13 protein-coding genes, 1 pseudogene and 1 riboswitch are annotated in these 14,835 nt (G+C 66.4%); of the genes and pseudogenes, 3 read left to right on the top strand and 11 right to left on the bottom strand.

The features are described 5' to 3' along the window. Positions 1-8: 8 nt before the first annotated feature. The 3 genes from ACTAQI_RS14940 to ACTAQI_RS14930 are packed head-to-tail and all read right to left on the bottom strand — an operon-like array spanning position 9 to position 1,900. A complete protein-coding gene (locus ACTAQI_RS14940; RefSeq protein WP_457946883.1) occupies positions 9-1,217 on the bottom strand; it encodes an O-succinylhomoserine sulfhydrylase in 1,209 nt (402 codons plus the stop codon). Further along, complete coding sequence (locus tag ACTAQI_RS14935) at positions 1,218-1,628, bottom strand: rhodanese-like domain-containing protein (protein WP_457946881.1); 411 nt, start codon at positions 1,626-1,628, stop codon at positions 1,218-1,220. It abuts the gene before it with no gap. Next, positions 1,625-1,900, bottom strand: coding sequence for a DUF1737 domain-containing protein (locus ACTAQI_RS14930; RefSeq protein WP_457946880.1), 276 nt, complete (start codon positions 1,898-1,900; stop codon positions 1,625-1,627). The genes ACTAQI_RS14935 and ACTAQI_RS14930 overlap by 4 nt, the downstream gene beginning before the upstream one ends. Before the next feature lie 13 nt (positions 1,901-1,913). Next, positions 1,914-2,029, bottom strand: a riboswitch (SAM riboswitch). 166 nt (positions 2,030-2,195) lie between these two features. Here ACTAQI_RS14930 and opgC point away from each other — a divergent pair. Next, on the top strand, positions 2,196-4,664 hold the full coding sequence (gene opgC / locus ACTAQI_RS14925; protein WP_457946879.1) for an OpgC domain-containing protein: 2,469 nt from the start codon (positions 2,196-2,198) through the stop codon (positions 4,662-4,664). Positions 4,665-4,791: 127 nt separating this feature from the next. Here the strand turns inward: opgC and ACTAQI_RS14920 are convergent, their stop codons facing one another. Continuing rightward, positions 4,792-5,046, bottom strand: a complete 255-nt coding sequence (locus ACTAQI_RS14920) for a hypothetical protein (RefSeq protein WP_457946877.1) — start codon at positions 5,044-5,046, stop codon at positions 4,792-4,794. 219 nt (positions 5,047-5,265) lie between these two features. Between ACTAQI_RS14920 and ACTAQI_RS14915 the strand changes: the two genes are divergently transcribed. After that, on the top strand, positions 5,266-5,970 hold the full coding sequence (locus ACTAQI_RS14915) for a TetR/AcrR family transcriptional regulator C-terminal domain-containing protein (protein WP_457946875.1): 705 nt from the start codon (positions 5,266-5,268) through the stop codon (positions 5,968-5,970). A gap of 35 nt (positions 5,971-6,005) precedes the next feature. Here the strand turns inward: ACTAQI_RS14915 and ACTAQI_RS14910 are convergent, their stop codons facing one another. Beyond that, positions 6,006-6,470 (bottom strand): pyridoxamine 5'-phosphate oxidase family protein, encoded by a 465-nt coding sequence (locus tag ACTAQI_RS14910; RefSeq protein ID WP_457946874.1) that lies wholly within the window; start codon positions 6,468-6,470, stop codon positions 6,006-6,008. 59 nt (positions 6,471-6,529) lie between these two features. Beyond that, a complete protein-coding gene (locus tag ACTAQI_RS14905; RefSeq protein ID WP_457946873.1) occupies positions 6,530-7,459 on the bottom strand; it encodes an aminodeoxychorismate lyase in 930 nt (309 codons plus the stop codon). Positions 7,460-7,553: 94 nt separating this feature from the next. Between ACTAQI_RS14905 and cls the strand changes: the two genes are divergently transcribed. Then, positions 7,554-9,029 (top strand): cardiolipin synthase, encoded by a 1,476-nt coding sequence (cls, locus tag ACTAQI_RS14900; protein ID WP_457946871.1) that lies wholly within the window; start codon positions 7,554-7,556, stop codon positions 9,027-9,029. Between the two features lie 30 nt (positions 9,030-9,059). Here the strand turns inward: cls and ACTAQI_RS14895 are convergent, their stop codons facing one another. The 5 genes and pseudogenes from ACTAQI_RS14895 to ACTAQI_RS14875 form a co-directional block, all read right to left on the bottom strand. After that, positions 9,060-10,331, bottom strand: a complete 1,272-nt coding sequence (locus tag ACTAQI_RS14895) for a multidrug effflux MFS transporter (RefSeq protein WP_457946869.1) — start codon at positions 10,329-10,331, stop codon at positions 9,060-9,062. Between the two features lie 151 nt (positions 10,332-10,482). Then, positions 10,483-12,599 (bottom strand): annotated as a pseudogene (gene pabB / locus ACTAQI_RS14890) (aminodeoxychorismate synthase component I). Between the two features lie 68 nt (positions 12,600-12,667). Beyond that, the gene (locus tag ACTAQI_RS14885; protein ID WP_457946868.1) at positions 12,668-13,201 is read right to left on the bottom strand and encodes a low molecular weight protein-tyrosine-phosphatase; all 534 of its coding nucleotides are present in this window, start codon (positions 13,199-13,201) and stop codon (positions 12,668-12,670) included. 135 nt (positions 13,202-13,336) lie between these two features. Continuing rightward, entirely contained in the window at positions 13,337-13,960 is a 624-nt protein-coding gene (locus tag ACTAQI_RS14880; protein WP_457946867.1) for a LysE family transporter, read from the bottom strand. Between the two features lie 41 nt (positions 13,961-14,001). Continuing rightward, the gene (locus ACTAQI_RS14875) at positions 14,002-14,820 is read right to left on the bottom strand and encodes a methyltransferase domain-containing protein (RefSeq protein ID WP_457946866.1); all 819 of its coding nucleotides are present in this window, start codon (positions 14,818-14,820) and stop codon (positions 14,002-14,004) included. Between the last annotated feature and the right edge of the window lie 15 nt (positions 14,821-14,835).

Genomic DNA, 14,835 nt, shown 5'->3' with positions numbered 1-14,835 from the left:
GTCGGCCGCTAGATCTGCTTCAGTGCCTGTTCCAGGTCGCGGATAAGGTCATCGGGGTCCTCGAGTCCCACGGAGAGCCGGACCACGCCGTCACTCAGGCCGATGGCGGCACGCCCTTCCGGCCCCATGGCGCGGTGCGTGGTGGTGGCGGGGTGGGTGATCAGGGACTTTGCATCACCAAGGTTGTTGGAGATATCGATGATCCGCAGCCCGTCGAGCAGCGCGAAAGCCGCTTCCTTGCCGGAGCGCCCGCCGGAAGAAGCGAGCTCGAAGGTAAGGACCGTGCCGCCGGCACTCATCTGCTTCGCCGCCAGCGCGTACTGCGGATGCGACTTCAGCAACGGATACTTCACCCAACTCACGGCCGGCTGTTCCTCCAGCCATTCGGCGAGCCGCAGGGCGGTGGCAGACGAGTGGTTGACGCGCAGGCCCATGGTTTCCAGGCCCTTGGTGAGGACCCAGGCGTTGAAAGCGGAAAGTGCAGGGCCGGTGTGGCGCATCAGCTGCTTCACCGGGCCGTCGATGAACTCCTTGGTGCCCAGGATGGCGCCGCCCATCACCCGGCCCTGGCCATCGATGTGCTTAGTGCCGGAGTAGACGATGACGTCAGCGCCCAGGTCGCCGCAGCGCTGCAGCAGGGGAGTGGCAAAGACGTTGTCCGCCACCACGGTGGCCCCGGCCGCATGCGCCAGTTCGCTGACCGCGGCGATGTCCACGATCTCCTGCATGGGGTTGGACGGCGACTCGAAGAAGACGGCGGTGGTGGGCTTGGAGAGGGCTTCGCGCCATTGGTCCAGGTCGGGGCCGTCCACGAAGACCGTCTCCACACCCCACCGGGGCAGGATTTCGTTCAGGATTACAAAGCACGAACCGAACAGCGAGCGGGCAGCCACCACGCGGTCGCCGGCAGCCAGCAGGGCACCCAGCGCGGTGAACACCGCGGACATGCCCGACGCCGTCGCAAAGCACGCTTCGGTGCCTTCCAGCAGCCTGAGCCGCTCCTGGAAGGTGGCCACGGACGGGTTGCCGTAACGGGAGTAGACGAAGCGCTCGTCCTCGCCGGTGAAGGCGCGTTCGGCTGCCGCGGCGGATTCGTAGACGAAGCCGGAGTTCAGGAAGATGGCCTCGGACGTTTCCTGGAAGTTGGTGCGGTCCAGGCCGCCGCGGACGGCCTGGGTGTCGGGGTTCCAGCCTTGGGCGTCTGGGTTGAAGGTCACTTAGTTCTTTCCGAGGTTGGTGGGGAGGCCGCGGTTCTTCCAGCCATTCACGGTCCGCTCGCCATAGCGGTCGGGGTCGCCTTCGAAGCCCTCCAGGACGCTGTAGGCGGTGAATCCGGCCTGGGTGGCTGCAGTTGCCGCGGCGATGGAACGCTTGCCGGAGCGGCAGAGGAATACCACTTCCGCGCCGGGGTCCTCCGGTGCCTGCTGCGACAGGTCCTTGATGAAGTCCGGGTTGGGGATGCCGCCCGGGAAGGTCCACTGGATGAACAGGGGATCGTTGTCCGTGGCTTTCGTATCCGGAATCCCGATGTGGGCCCATTCGCCCTCGGTGCGGACGTCCACCAGGATGGCGCCCCGCTCCAGCTTTGCCCATGCTTCCTGGGGCGTGAGGTCTCCCGCGTAGCTCATGCGTGGCCCTCGCCGTCGAACTCGCCCTCAAATTCGGCGTCCAGCTGGTCCACCGCGGTGGCCACAGCGGCGTCCGCCGAGGCGATCGCAGCCGGGAGGACAATTGCCTGCGCCACAATGACGCGGGTGCCGTTGAAGGTGGCCGCCGGGCTGCCGTGCAGCACGTATCCTTCCGCCAGGGCAGCGGAGATCCGCTCGCAGAATGCGCGGTCGTCCGGGCCGGTGATCAGGCGGTAGGACAATTTTTCGTCAGGGGCAGGTGCGTCGGACACGACGGATCTCCTTCTTTCACGCTTGCAGCTCGAATCGGTCGATATGCCGAGTATTCACCTGAGGCACCCCGCCGCGAAAGGGAGGGTTGCCGACCGGCAAGTCAGGGCTTGGCACCGGTACTCATTACTCCCCAAAAACGTAACATCTGCCGCGCCGAGCCGCACCGCCGCCGTCGTCATGTTCCGTAATTGAGCTGCCGGCAACACGCCACGGGTGATGCCGCGGGCCGATAAAGTTCATACCGGGGCGCCGCCCCGTCGCCAGAGCAAAGAGCACCGGGGGGTCCTTGTCAGCATGCGGGCACACACATCGCAGCACCACGCCGTAACCCGCAGGAGCCGTCGGCGTTCCGTCGCCGCCTTTTTGGCAGCGGCCCTCGTTGGCCTCCTGGTTCTGGCGGCCCCGGCGGGGCCGGCTCATGCGGAGGACGCTGCGCCGGACAAGGGCAAGCCCTGGCTGGGGGCGGTGCTCGAGTGGGGGGAGGATACCGCTGCGGGCTTCAGTGACCGGCTCGGCGCCAGCCCGGCGGTCTTCGGCCACGACATCACCATTCCCTACCGCGATTCGGAGCGGAATGACATTGACGGGTTCCTGCAGCAGACTGCAGCGAAGGGCGCCCATGCCTTGCTGACGGTGAAGCCGTCGGTTCCCCTGGACCAGCTCGGGGCCCAGGAAGCGGAAGCGTTCGCAGCGCAGGTGCGCGACCTGACCACTGGGTTCAAGGGGCAGTTGCTGGTCCGGTTCGCCCCCGATATGAACGCCAGCTGGGTGCCCTGGGGCCAACAGCCGGCCACTTACCGGCAGGCCTTCCAGGCCGTGGCGGCAGCGTTCAAAAAGTACGACGGCGGCCGGGCCACCATGGTGTGGGCGCCGTACCTGGGCAAGGACTACCCCTTCGACCGGAACCGGAATGCGCCGCAGCCGGGAAGCGATGGGTTTTCCCTCCTGGATACGAATGGGGACGGGACCTGGAACGGAAGCGACAGCGCCTATGCCCCGTACTACCCCGGCGACGACGCCGTGGACTGGGTGGGGCTGACCGCCTATCACGACGACACTGCCGGCGGGGCCGCCGTCAACTCCCTCCCGGGAGCCGGCGAGCTCCAGGAGATGCTGACGGCCTCCGGCAGCGAAAACTTCTACGGCACCTACGCCGAGGCCCGCAAGAAGCCGTTCCTCCTCCAGACTGCGGCGTTCTACAGCCCAGCATCCGGTGGCGCGTCCGAGCTGGACATTAAGACGGGCTGGTGGGACCAGGTCGTGGCAACTGCCACGTCCCCGGGTTTCGCGGGAACGGCCGCCGTTGTGTGGGACGAGCGCACCAGCACCAGGGATACCGGCGTGGCCAGCATCAGTTGGCTGCTCACGGGAAGTCCGGATATCGCCAAGGCTGCGCTGGACAGGCTGAAGGCGTCGCCGCTGGTCACCGGCCCTGTCACCGATGTGGCCTCGGGAAGCACCTATGTCCGGGCCAACACCCTCTCCGGTGCGGCAGCCTGGACGGTTGCTGCCGCCATGGCCATCCTCCTGGTGGCCCTATGGCAGGTTCCCCGCCGGATCAACGCCGCCACATCCTGGAGTTACCAGGACCCCTCCAGCAGGGATTCGCGGGTCGACCTGCTCCGCGGGATGGCCATTGTCTTCGTCGTGGTCAACCACCTGGGTATGGCCTCCCTGTTCCAGCTGCTCACCCAGGAGGCGGTGGGCTTCGTGTCAGGCGCTGAACTGTTCGTCCTGTTCTCCGGCCTGGTGGTGGGCATGGTGTACGGGCCCAAGGCCAAGGAGGACTTCGGCCGGGTTGTGGACCTCACGTCCCGCCGGGCCGGGAAGCTCTACGTCACCTCACTGGCCGTGCTGATCGGCGTTTTCCTTCTGTCCCTGCTCCCGTTCTTCCACACCGAGGCCCTGACCACGTTCGTAGACCAGGGAACCGGCGGCGCCGGGCATACTGGTGCCGGCCGGACCTACGACCTCTATGCGGGCATGTCATCGCTGTTCCAGTTCCCCGTGCCGCCCCAGGTGCTGCCGGCCATCGTGCTGCTGCAGTTTGGGCCCTGGCAGTTCAACGTGATGGGTCTTTACGTGGTGCTGTTGCTGGTCAGCCCGCTGATCCTTGCGGCGCTCAACCGCGGCAAGGCCGTCTGGGTGTTGCTGGCAACGCTCGCCGTGTACGCAGTGGGGGCCGTGACCAGGTTCAGGCTCCTGCCGTCGCAGTTCGAGGACTCGTTCCCCTTGCTGGTGTGGCAGGTGCTGTTCGTGCTCGGGCTGGTTGTCGGTTACCACCGCCGCAGCATCGTCGCCTGGCTGTCGGCGCATACCTGGGTGGTGGCCGCCTGCACTGCGGCAGCGTTCGCGCTGGCATTCCTGTCCTGGGGCAATCCGTACCTTGCCAACAACTATGACGTCCGCCTGGCGCTTCTGCCGGACGCGGCCTACCGGGCCATGTATGACGCACTCTTCGGCCGCACGTACCTGGCGCCGGGCCGCCTCCTCAACGTCCTGGTCCTGGTGGTGGCCGCCTACGTGTTCCTCAGCGCCTACTGGAAACCGGTGCAGCGTGCCCTGGGCTGGTTCCTGATTCCGCTGGGGCGCGCCACGCTCTACGTGTTCATCATGCATGTGGTGTTGATCGCCGTCGTGGCCAACATTCCGGTGCTGCAGCAGCAGAGCATCCTCCTGAACACCGCGGCCTATGCCGTGGTCCTGGGGCTGCTGTGGGTGATGGTCCGCACCAGGTTCCTTTTCCGGATCATTCCCACCTAGCCGGGGCTGGAGGGCTTTCGTTTGCAGGCCGAAGAGGGCATGAAAAATGCTGCGGCACAAAAGAGCCACAGCATTTAATCATTTACCACTGGTTATCCGGTGGTTTCTCCGAAAATTGGGACGGGTCTCAGACCAGGCCCGGGTAACTGGTAAGGATGTAGTCGGCAGCGGCAGGGCCCTTCATGCGCAGCCCGTTGCGGCGCGGCGAAATCCGGTGCTTCATGGCCGCCCAAAAACTGGACTCGGTGCCGGGCTGTTGCTCATTGATGAGGCACCAGCTGGTATACAGCCCGTAGAGACGGTCGCGGTCCAGGCTGGAATCTGAGGCTTGGTCGGGGTAGGTGGCTTCGTTAAGAAAAATATCGAACTGCGAATGTGCCATGATGGCTCCCCTTCGCTAAGTGCTCGGCGCCGCCGTTCGGCTACAGCAGCAAGATTCGATGCCCTGCACGTGGCCATCGGATCTATAGGTTGAGTCCCTTGGGATGCATTGGGACCTCAGCGTTGTCAGCGCCTGTCTACGTTGTAGACTTTACTCGTAGACTACATATGAGGCAACCGTCTCGATTTATCCCGGACGTATCCCAGCTAGGACAACATCATGAATTCCCCGCACGCTTCCAACCGCCCACCCGTCAAGGCGCGGTTGAGCAGGGAAAGCGTGCTGGCCAAGGCCCTCGAGCTGGTTGACGCCGACGGGCTGGAAGCGTTGACCATGCGCCGCCTGGGGCAGGAGCTTGGCCGGGACCCCATGAGCCTCTACCGCTACGCCGAGAACCGCGCCGCGCTGCTGGACGGGGTTTCTGAGCTGGTCCTTGATCAGCTCCCGATTCATCCGGAGGACCCGGACTGGAAGGCCCAGCTGCGGAAGATCGCCCACAGCCTGCGGATGCTGGCGCTCCGGCACCCCAACGTTGTCCCCCTGCTGGTAACCCGGCCCCTCTCCACGCCGCTGGGACTGCGTCCGCTGGGCACGCTGCGGCCCCTTGAACAGATCCTGGACCTGCTGGTGGCGGCAGGATTCAAACCGGCAGATGCGCTCCACGTCTACCGCGCCTACTACGGTTTCCTCTACGGGCACATCCTGAACGAACTGCAGGAGTACGTGGTGGACCCGGAGGAGAACGAGGTACTGCTGCGCCTGGGGCTCCACCGCCTGCCCGCAAAGGAATTCCCCCGGCTGCGTGCCCTGGCGCCGGCATTGGTGGAGTACGACGGCGCCACGGAGCTTGACCAGGGACTCACCATCCTGCTGTCCGGGCTGGAAACGCAGCTTTCACGGCAGCTGGCAGGATCCGGGGCCTGACGGGCCTTCCGTGAGGGGTCCTGGTTGGCGCGACGCTATTCGAAGGACGCCCGCCGCGGGTCCTGCAGGCGGGTGTTCCAGACATCCGGCCGGTTCACCCGGAACCGCCGTCCCGTCAGGGCTTTGGCGTTAAGCCTGACGTAGTTGGCCTTTTCGCCTGGCTGCCACGGTTCCAGGCCAAGCCCGTCCACGGCATCCTTCACGCCTTGGTCCTCGATGATCTCCGTCTCGCCCCGCACCACCACGCTCCAGGCCTGTTCCGAGGCGGAATCGTAGCCGTCGATCTCCAGTGCCGCCGGCCGTTCCATCCTGGCGCCCCATAGCTTGGAGCCGGGTGCGGTGCGGAAGACGATGCTGCGCAGGTGGACAGCGTAGTTCACGGGGAATATCTCGGGATGTTCGTCCACCACGATGGCCAGCCTGCCCACCATGTTGTTGGCAAGGAGTTCCCAGCAGTCGTCGAAGGACAGGTTTTCGATCGGCAGGTTTCGCGAGTCCATGGTGCACACCTTACGGGCGATGCGGGAGCGGGAAAAGGGATAGGCCCGCTTGTTGCGGATTAGTGGATGCCGGCGAAAAGTCCGCTCAACTCGGCGGTCAGTTCCTTCTGGAGGGACGGGGTGCCGATTTCCTTGCCGTCGATCCGGTTCACGGGCGCCAGCAGGCGGACGCTTGAGATCAGCCAGACCGCATCGGCGTCCAGGAGGTCCTGCGGCTCCAGCGGCCCGTAGCCCAGTTCCCAGCCGGCCGCCTTGGCTGCAGCAAAGAGTGCCCCCTGGGACGTTCCGGGCAGGATGCCACTGTCCAGCTGTGGTGTGATGAGGCGCTTCACTGTTGTGCCGTCGTCGGACTTTTCCACATGCGCCAGCAGCACCGTGGAGGTGGGGCCTTCCAGGACGCGGCCATCGGAGGAGGTGAAGATGACGTCGTCGGCGCCCTGTTTGTGGGCATGGCGCAGCGCTGCCATGTTGACGGCATAGGAAAGCGTCTTCGCCCCGAGCAGCAGCCAGGGCGCCCGTTCGGCCACGTCACTGTCATAGCCCCGGTCAAGGAGGATCACGTCGATGCCGGTTTCCCGCTGCCGGCGTCCGGCAGCCCCGGCCGGCGAGACCTGGACCCAGGCGGTGGGGCTGGGCGCACTCTCCACGCCGCGGGTCACCACCAGTTTGACCACCAGTTCATCTGCGCCCGGGTCTGCCGGCGGGTTCTCCGACCGGTGCCGGGCAACCGCAGCAGCAATGGCCCGCCGCCACGCGTCCTGGTCCGGGACGGTTAGGTCCAGTGCCACGGCGGAACCCGCAAGGCGGTCCAGGTGCGCCTGCATCTTCCGCACCGTTCCACCCACGGCGAGCATGGTTTCAAAGACGCCGTCGCCGCGCGTGACCCCAAGGTCCGTGACCAGCAGCTGGGGTTGGGACGCATCGGCCATCCTGCCGTCGGGGAAGGCGGGATCAAGGAAGGCGAGAACCACGGGGGCTGGAGAGGTCATGGCACCAGCTTAGTGCTGTGCCGCGGATAAGCTGGGCAGAGTGCACCGGCCGGAAGCCGTCCTCCGGAGCCCTATCTCTCCGGGGGTTTGTAACGTGTTGTGGCCTTTTTCGCTTGCCGGTACCGCGCCGACATGGGTTGTGGTGCTCCTGGGCTTTGTTGACCTGGTGATCAGGGTCCTGGCCTTGGGAATCATCCCCGGCAACAGGCGCCCCACCACGGCAATGGCGTGGCTGCTGGGTATCTTCTTCATCCCGTTCGTGGGCATTGTCCTGTTCCTCCTGTTCGGCAACTTCCAGCTCTCCAGCCGCCGCCGGGCACAGCAGCAGCTGGTCAACGAGCGGGTGCAGGCCGGCATCACCTCGCTCTCGGACGCGGAAAGCGACTACCCGGGCCCGGAATGGGTCAAGTCAGCTGCCGAGCTCAACCGCACCCTGGGGTCACTGCCCATGGTGGATGGCAACACGGTGGACCTCATCCCCGGCTACCCGGACTCCATCCTGGAAATGACGCACGCGGTGCGGAAGGCGAAGAAGTTCGTCAACGCCGAGTTCTACATCATGAGTTCGGACCACGTCACCAACGACCTGCTCACTGCCATGGAGGAAGCCGCCGAACGGGGAGTGGAAGTGCGGCTCCTGTTCGACCACATCGGCACACTGCGGATCAAGGGTTACCGGAAGCTGCTCAAGCGCCTCCGCGCGGGCAAGATCCAGTGGAAGCGGATGCTGCCCCTGCTGCCCATCCACGGCCAGTGGCGCCGGCCGGACCTGCGCAACCACCGCAAGATCATGGTGATCGACGGCGAGATCGCCTTCACGGGGTCCCAGAACCTGATCGAGCCCTCCTACAACAACCCCCGGCACCGCAAGGCGGGGCGCGAATGGGTGGAACTGATGGCATGCCTGCGCGGCCCCATCGTGACCACCCTGAACGTCGTCTTCGCCACCGACTGGCTGAGCGAGACCGACGAGTCGCTGGAACACCAGCTGCAGCTCCCGGCGAACCCGGAGCCCGGCCACGTCACGGCCCAGGTAGTGCCCTCCGGCCCAGGGTTCATCACGGAAAACAACCTGCGGCTCTTCAACACCCTCATCTATTCGGCGCAGCACCGGATCTCCATCTGCAGCCCCTACTTCGTTCCGGACGATTCACTGCTCTACGCCATCACCACCGCTGCCCAGCGCGGCGTTGACGTGGAACTGTTCGTTTCGGAGAAGGGTGACCAGTTCCTGGTCCACCACGCCCAGCGGTCCTACTACGAGGCGCTTCTTGAGGCCGGTGTGCGGATCTACCTGTACAAGGCCCCGTTCGTGCTGCACGCCAAGCACTTCACCATCGACGATGAGGTGGCTGTGCTGGGCTCCAGCAACATGGACATGCGGTCCTTCTCGCTGAACATGGAGGTGTCCGTGATGCTGCTGGGTGAGGGCATTGTGAACAAGATGCGGGCCGTGGAGGACACCTACCGGGATATCTCCCATGAGCTGAAGCTCGCGGACTGGCTCAACCGGCCACTCGCTGCACGGTACGTCGACAACGTGGCGCGGCTGACGGCCACGGTGCAGTAAGGCTGCCCAGCCGCCCGCGGCCGCACCTACCTATTCGTCGGCACTGACCCGCCGGCCGTCGTCGTGCCCGGCGTGCTCAGGCCAGCCGCCCTTCCGGTAGGCAGGCGTTCCCAGGGCAAGCACCAGCACCGCCAGGGTGCAGCTGCCGATCATGACGGTGACCATGGAGAGGGAATTTCCGCCCAGGAGCCCCACCAGGGGGCTCACAAGTCCGGCGACCCCGGACTGCAGGGCGCCGATGACTGCTGCTGCCGTTCCCGCCATGTGGCCGTAGTTGTGCAGGGCCAGCGTGGACGCGTTCGCCGGGATCATTCCCTGGGCTGACAGGACCAGCCACAGGCCGGCCACCAGGCCGATCGCGCCGCCGGCACCCGTGGCCACCACTCCCAGCAGCAGCAGGGCGAAGCACAACTGGACCAGGAGGGCGGTGCGCAGCAGGCGGACCGGCGGGAATTTCCGGACCAGGGCGGCGTTGAGCTGGGCCGAGAGGACCAGCGCGGCGCCGTTGAGGGCGAAGACCAGGGCGAACTGCTGGGCGGTGAAGCCGTACTCGTTCTGGAACACGAAGGGCGAACCCACCACGTAGCTCATGATCAGGGCCAGTCCAAGACCGGGGATGACGGCAAGGGCCATGAAGTGCCTGTCCCGCAGCAGCGACCAGTAGGCGCCCGCCACATGCCGGGGGTGGCCCGGGCTGCGCCTGTCCTCCGGCAGTGTTTCCGGCATGAACTTCCAGACGATTGCCACCAGGACCACCCCGATGAGCGCCAGCGCATAGAAGACGGCGCGCCAGTTCCAGAGTCCGGCGATGGCTTGTCCCACGGTGGGGGCCAGGAGCGGAGCAACACCAATGACCAGCATCAGCCGGGACAGCAACTGGGCGGCGGCGGAGCCGACGAAGCGGTCACGGATCACCGCGAGTGCCACCACGGCAGCGGCGGCGTTGAAGAAGCCCTGCAGCACGCGCAGGCCTGTCAGCGTTTCAATGTTCGGCGTCATGGAACACAACAGCGAGATGACCACGTGCAGCGAGATGCCGATGACCAGCGGCAGCCGCCGTCCGAACCGGTCCGAGAACGGGCCGATGACCAACTGGCCGATCCCGCCTCCCACAAGTGTCCCGGACAACGTCAACTGGACGGCGGTCTGGGTGGTGTGGAGATCGGCCTCCACGACGGGCAGGGAGGGCAGGTACATGTCCGTGGTGAGGGCCGGAAGCGCGGCCAGGGCCCCGAGCATGAGGACATACTTGACGCTGCGTGGTGCCTTGCTGGTGTTCTGGGGAGGGGACGGATCCGTCACGCGGCAAAACCTAACTTGTTTGGAAGCACCAGGGATGGGTCCGCCGCCTGGCTTGGGCGGTTCAGCTGAGGTCAGGGGCGTACCCCCGGCCGCGTCTTCCTAAACGGGTGTCCGCAGTGTGGATGGCCGCTCCGCCGCGCGGGGTGGGCCGTCAGTTTTCGGGGAAAACGGCGCCCAGGGTGGAGAGGACCCCGTAGGCCTTGGTCCTGATTTCCTCATATTCGTCGTCGGGAACAGAGTCTGAGGTAATGGCACCGCCGACGCCGAGCGAGAGTTCAGCTTCTCCGTTACCGTCCGTGCTGATCACCAGCGTCCGGATGGCGACGGCGAGGTCAGCCGCCGCGTTGAGCGAGAAGTAGCCGATGGCGCCCGAGTAAATCCCGCGCGGCCCTGCCTCAAGCTGGTCCAGGATGGCCATGGTACTGATCTTGGGGGCCCCGGTCATGGATCCCGCCGGGAAGCACGCAGCCACCGCCTCCGCCCGGGATGCCCCGGGAGGAGGCGGGCATCGATGGTGCTGACCATCTGGTGGACCGTTGCGTAGCTCTCGATCGCGCAGAGCCGGCTGACCGTGACGGAGCCAGGCTCTGCAAAGTGGCTGAGGTCGTTGCGCAGCAGGTCCACGATCATAATGTTCTCGGCCCTGTCCTTCAGGGACGTGGCCAGGTCTGCGCGCAGCCGGCCGTCCTCCTGCGGGTCGGCAGCCCGGCGCCGGGTGCCCTTGATCGGCTCGGCGCGCATGCCGCCGTCGGACGCTATCTTCAGGAACCGCTCCGGCGATGTGCTGGCCACTGCAAGGTTTCCCAGCCGGAGGTAGCTGGCGAATGGGGCAGGGTTTCTGTGGCGCAGCGCAAGGTAGGTGGTCCACGGGTCCAGCGAGCTTGCCGGGGTGCGGGCTTCGAGGGTGGTGGTCAGGCAGACCTCGTAGGTGTTTCCCTGGGCAATTTGGTGCTGGGCGGCTTCGATCTTTTCCCGGTAACGGGCGCCCGTGTCCCGGCTGCGGAAGATGGGCGGTGTTGAGCGTACGACGCCGGTGCTGGCGCCGGCGTGCGCTGCGGGGTCATCCGCCGCAAGCCGGGCGGCGGCGTTAGCGGCTTCCACGGCTGGCCGGGCCTCTGCCAGCCACTCGCCGGCGTCCGGTGCCTCCAGTGCCAGGAGCCAGGTGGTGCCTTCGGCATGGTCCAGGACCACTGCCCGGCCCGCGAAGATCAGGGCGGCGTCCGGGGTGTGCGCCGAAAGGTCGCTGCCGCCCGTTTCGCGCTTCAGCTCGTAGCCCAGGCAGCCCAGCCAGCCCAGGGTGAACTCGCCGGGATAGCCATCCGGGGTGCGTACGGCCCGGCGGCCCCAGACGGTGTCCAGCCAGCGGAAGAAGGGGCCGGGGACTTTGGCGGTGGAGGATCCGGTGCTGACCAGGCTCACACCCGCACGGTGGGTCACAAACTGTCCGAACGTGCCGCCGTCGTCCGCCATGATGCTGAACCGGCTGCGCTCCGCGGCAGTCCGCGCCGGGTCTGCGCCGTCCTGTCCTGCGCCGTCCTGCCCTGCGCCAGGCCGGCCGGTGGCCGCGTTGGAGGAGTCCAGCCAGACGGCGTTGGCTGAGCGGCCGTACAGCGACTGGAACAGTGCCGGTGCGTCCGGGAGGGAAGGGAGGCGCTCGGCATGAAGCCGAAGGCCGCGGCGTGCTGACAGCTCGGGGGCCAGGACCGGCGCCAGCGCCGGCAGGTAGGGGAGGAGCTGCAGCACGTCCGCCGGGGCCGATCTGTCCGCGAGGTTTTGGATGCGGAGGTCAGCACGGCCGGGCACGTCATCACGGCCCAGCCACTCTTCCTCCTGGGCGGCCCACTGGTCCCAGTACGGCTCGTAGGTTGCGCCGTCGCGGTCCAAAGCCCGGGTCCGGCGGACATCGTCCGGGGACTCGGCCCAGATGACAGCGCCAAGCATGGGCCGGGCGGCCTCGGCGGCGGCCCCCACCCCCTCCACGATGACGATCTCCGCTGGCAGCGTGACCCGGGCGTCGCCGTCGTAGTGGTTCTCCCAGTCCCAGCTGGTCCAGGTGGCTGCCTCGCCCCGGCTCAGCGGCGTAAGGACCGTGGTGACATAGCGCTCCACGCCGGCCGCCAGCCCGTCCCATCCCGGGTAGATGTCCTCGAGGTGGAACAGTGAGACCTTGTGGTGGGCGCGGAGCCGGGCCGCAAGTTCGACGGCGAGGGTGGTCTTCCCTGCGCCGGAGCGCCCATCCACGGCGATGATGACGGGGGCTGGGATCATGGACTAGAGCGTACCTTTTCAGTACCTGCACCGCGTAAGTCACGCCGCTGCAGTGGCACGCTCCGCTGCTAGTTCGGCTGCAGTTGGGTGTTCTGCAGGACCGCGGCCCTGATGTGCTGGACCAGGCCCGGAATTGCCGCGTGGATCTGGTGCCAGACGGCGTCGAAATCCGCATGGCCGCCGTACCAGGGGTCCTCGATGCCCTGGTCCAGCCGGTCCCGCTCCGCCATGGTGGGATCGAAGCTGCGGAGCATCCGGATCTTGTCCAGGGATTCCTGGTCCGGGGCCGCTTCACTCAGCCAGGCGTAGTGGTCAATGTCCAATGCCAGGATCAGGTCGCGCTCGCGGAACCACCCAGGCTCCCACTCGCGTGCCACGTGATGCTCCGATGCCAGCTGGGTCACCGCAAGGCGGCGCGCCGCGCGGGGATCGATGGGCCTGCCGGCCTCGTACCCCGTGATGCCTGCGGAGTCCACTTCCACCAGCCCGTCCAGGCCCTCGCGTTCAAGCGCAGCCTGGAGCATGAACTCGGCCATGGGGGAACGGCAGATGTTGCCCGTGCAGACAGTGATGACGCGGTAGGCGCTCGACGTTGAGGTCATGGACATAAGCATGCGCGCTTCCGATCACCTTTGGCTAGCCGCCTGTTCACAAAGTTTTACTAACTTGTAAAGATGCATTACTGAAAGTGAAATGGGTACCTCCTGCGTTGGTGCAAAAGGTCGGGAGCTGCGCTGTCAGTGGATCAAAGCCAGCAGGATGCCCACGCCGACGAACAGGACGCCGAACACCCGGCTGAGGACCAGCTGGCCCCGCTCCGTGTTGGTGAAGCGCTGGAATGACCGGGCGGCTGCGGCAAAGAAGAACCACATCACCAAAATGTCGATGACCACAATGGTGGCGGTCAGCACGGCGTACTGCGTGAACAGGGGCTGTTCGGGGCGGATGAACTGGGGAGTGAAGGCGAGGAAGAACACGATCGCCTTCGGGTTCAGGAGGTTGACCCAGAATCCGCGCCGGAAGATGGACCAGGCGGGTTCGTTGCGAAGGGTGGCGGCCTGCTCCTGGGCCACGGTGGGCTTGCTGAGGAACTGCCGGATACCCAGGTACACCAGGTAGGCCGCGCCTGCGTAGCGGATGACGTTGAAGGCAAGGGGTGAGCTGGCCACCAGCACCCCAACGCCCAGGGCGACGATCAGGACGTGCACCACCAGGGCAGCCTGCTGGCCCAGGATTCCCCAGATGGAGCGCCGGAATCCGGCATTCAGGGAATTGCTCATGGTGTTGATGGCCCCGGCGCCCGGGGTGAAGCTGATCAGGGCGCCGGCGCCCGCAAGGGCCAGCCACAGGGAAAATTGCACTGAACAATCTTACGGGGGCAATAGCGGGGCCCGCTTCAGGGCTAGGCCCGGGCGATGACTTCACCGTTCGGGATCAGGAACCAGCCGTCATCCGTGGAGCCCCAGCGGTGCCAGCCGGCCGAGATCCGGGCAAGGTCGGCCGGGTTGGCAAATCCGTACTCCAGTGCCTGCTCGGCGAAGGCCGAATGCAGCACCCGCTCGCCCCAGACGCGTGCCTGCCAGCGGCGCTGCTGCGCCGTGGCGTAAAGCCAGTTGCTGCTGGTGGGCGCGACGTCGGTGAACCCCGCAGCCTGGGCCCAGCTGACCAGCCGCCGCCCGGCGTCGGGCTCCGCTCCGTTGCGGCGGGCGATCCGCTGGTAGAGGTCCATCCACTCGTCCAGCTCGGGGACGTCGGGGTACCAGCTCATGCCATGGAAGTCGGCGTCGCGCACGGCCACGATGCCGCCTGGCCTCGCCACGCGCCGCATCTCGCGGAGTGCCTCGACCGGGTCGGTCAGGTGCTGGAGCACCTGGTGGGCGTGGACGACGTCGAATGTTTCGTCGGCGAAATCCAGGTCGTAGATATTGCCCGCCACGAATTCGACATTGGGCACTTCCCGCTCGACGGCGAGGGCCTGCGCCTGGGCAATGATGTCCGGTGCGCGGTCCAGGCCGGTGACCTTGCCGGGGCTGACCAGTGCGGCGAAGTCACACGTGATGGTGCCCGGCCCGCAGCCGACGTCGAGCAGCGTCGCCCCGGGAGTGAGGTACGGGAGGACGAACGCCGCGGAATTTTCGGCGGTCCTGGAGGCGTGGGCGCGGACCACCGATTCGTGGTGGCCGTGCGTGTAGACGTCGTCTGCAGGCTGCTGGTCGCTCATAAACAAACGCTACCC

This window comes from Pseudarthrobacter sp. alpha12b (genome assembly GCF_054130495.1).
The sequence above is the reverse complement of the archived record's forward strand: the minus strand, read 5'-3'. Positions and strand labels throughout refer to the sequence as shown.